Below are 1,953 nucleotides of genomic sequence, written 5' to 3'. Positions count from 1 at the left end.
GTTACTACGCGTCTCGTGGGCTCGGAGATGTGTAGAAGAGACAGGGGTGGACGAGGTCCTGGGGCGGCTGCCCCCGGTGGACCAGGCCGTGTTGCGCCAGGCCATCCTCCCGGTGGCCTGGTATCCGCTGGAGCTGAACCTGCGGTTGGACTCGGCCATCGCGGAGGTGCTGTCGCCGGAGGACGAGGGGCGGGCCTTCATCGACATGGGCCGCTCGTCCGCGGACGAGGCGCTGCACGGGGAGCAGAGCGCGTTCATCCGGCGCGGAGAGCCGCACTTCCTGTTGAGCCAGGCGCCGCGCATCTACCGCTTCTATTACGCGGTGGGCTCGCGCACGTACGAGTCCACGGGGCCGCGCTCCGCCATCCTGCGCACCTTCTGCGCGGAGAACGTCACGGAGGCGGACTGCCTCACCATCATCGGCTGGCACGAGCGGGCCATCGAGCTGTCGGGCGGGCTGTCGCCGCGCGTCACGCATCCGATGTGCCGGGCGCGGGGCGCGGCCCACTGTGAGTACCACTGCGCCTGGGAGTGACTCAGGCGGCCGAGTCGTACGCGGCCGTCATGGGGTGGGACTCGAGGTAGGCGAGCACGTCGTCCAGGTGGCGGTACACGCGCACCTCGTGACGGATGATGTCCTCGATGCGGCCCTCCGGGCCGATGATGAAGGTGACGCGGCGGTCCACGCGGAGCACGGGCCAGAGGACGTCGTAGGCGCGGCTGATGACGCGGTCCGGGTCTCCGAGCAGCGAGAAGTGGATGTCCTCCTTCTCCGCGAACGCGCACTGGGTGGCCTGGGTGTCCACGGAGACGCCGACCAGCTCGGCGCCCAGCTCCTGCAAGTGCAGGTGGTTGTCGCGGAACGCCCGGTTCTCGATGGTGCAGCCGAGCGTGAAGGCCTTGGGGAAGAAGAAGAGGACGACGCGGCGCCCTCGCAGCGCGGACAGGCTCAGGGGCACGCCATGACAGTCGATGGCGACGAAGTCAGGCGCGAGGTCTCCGATGGCGAGCATTCCGGCAGCTCCCTTTCTGGTGGCCGCGACGGTCCACCGGTACCACGTCTTCGGTGCGGGGCTGGGTGACGATTGCTCGCCAGCTCCCGCCGCGTTCGCCCCAGGACGGGACGACTGTGTCCTTCCCGAGTCCCCGGGAGGGCCGCGTCCTGCATCGCATGGTTGATGTCGCCGGGGTGTTAAGAACTGTTGAGGAGTGCTATCCGCCCGGGCGTGTCGAGCGAGCGAGTGAGTTCGTCCGGGCTGGCCCGGGCCATGGGCGTGACGCGGGTGGCGCGGGTCACCGGGTTGGACCGCACGGGCGTGGAGGTGGCCTGCGCGGTGCGTCCAGGGGGCCATGTGCTCCAGGTGTGCAACGGCAAGGGGCTCACGGCAGACGAGGCGGCCTGGGGCGCGCTGTTCGAGACGGCGGAGCTGTGGGCGGCGGAGACGGTGGCGCCGGGGCGGCTCGCCTGGGGCTCCTTCGCGGAGCTGGAGGGACGGCTGGGGACGTTGTGGGGGGCACAGGCCCTGGGCTCCGCGGGCGCGCTGGTGGAGCCGAGGTTGTGGGGTGAGGGTGTCCGGTGTGCGTGGCGCGAGGCCACGGAGCTGGGCTCGGGGCGGAGCGTCTGGGTGGCCGCGCAGGGGGTGCACGTGACGCCTCCGGGGGGCGTGTCGCTGGGGCCGGTGTCGGTGGCGTGGACCAGCAATGGCTCGGGCGCGCATCCGGAGCCGGCGCGGGCGCTGCTGCATGCGTTGCTGGAGGCCACGGAGCGGGACCAGCTGGCGCGGGTGTTCCCCGAGGGGTGGACGGAGGAGGCGGTGCGGGGGCGGCTGCTGCGTGGCGCGGAGCTGGCGCGCTCGGCGCCGAGGACGGCCGCGTTGGCGGAGCGTCTGCGGGAGCGTGGCTTCGGGGTGTACCTCTTCGATGCGACGCCGTCCGCGCGGACCGCGGGGGCGG

3 protein-coding genes are annotated in these 1,953 nt (G+C 71.9%); 2 read left to right on the top strand and 1 reads right to left on the bottom strand.

Features of this window, described 5'->3' with window-relative positions; translation table 11 throughout:
* A partial coding sequence (locus tag FL311_RS42845; RefSeq protein WP_141333402.1) for a TIGR02265 family protein occupies positions 1-535 on the top strand: 535 nt, incomplete at its 5' end.
* A gap of 1 nt (position 536) precedes the next feature.
* Here the strand turns inward: FL311_RS42845 and FL311_RS42840 are convergent.
* The gene (locus tag FL311_RS42840; protein ID WP_141333400.1) at positions 537-1,013 is read right to left on the bottom strand and encodes a peroxiredoxin; all 477 of its coding nucleotides are present in this window, start codon (positions 1,011-1,013) and stop codon (positions 537-539) included.
* Positions 1,014-1,268: 255 nt separating this feature from the next.
* Here FL311_RS42840 and FL311_RS42835 point away from each other — a divergent pair.
* Positions 1,269-1,953: YcaO-like family protein (locus FL311_RS42835; protein WP_194869631.1), on the top strand; the 685-nt coding region annotated here is incomplete at its 3' end.

It is taken from the genome of Myxococcus sp. AB025B (assembly GCF_006518215.1).
Lineage (GTDB): Bacteria > Myxococcota > Myxococcia > Myxococcales > Myxococcaceae > Myxococcus > Myxococcus fulvus.
Note: the sequence above shows the minus strand (reverse complement) of the source record. Positions and strands in the feature narration are given on the sequence as shown.

Excerpts from the sequence above, each read along its gene's own strand:
- FL311_RS42840 (WP_141333400.1), bottom strand. The coding sequence starts at position 1,013 with ATGCTCGCCATCGGAGACCTCGCGCCTGACTTCGTCGCCATCGACTGT.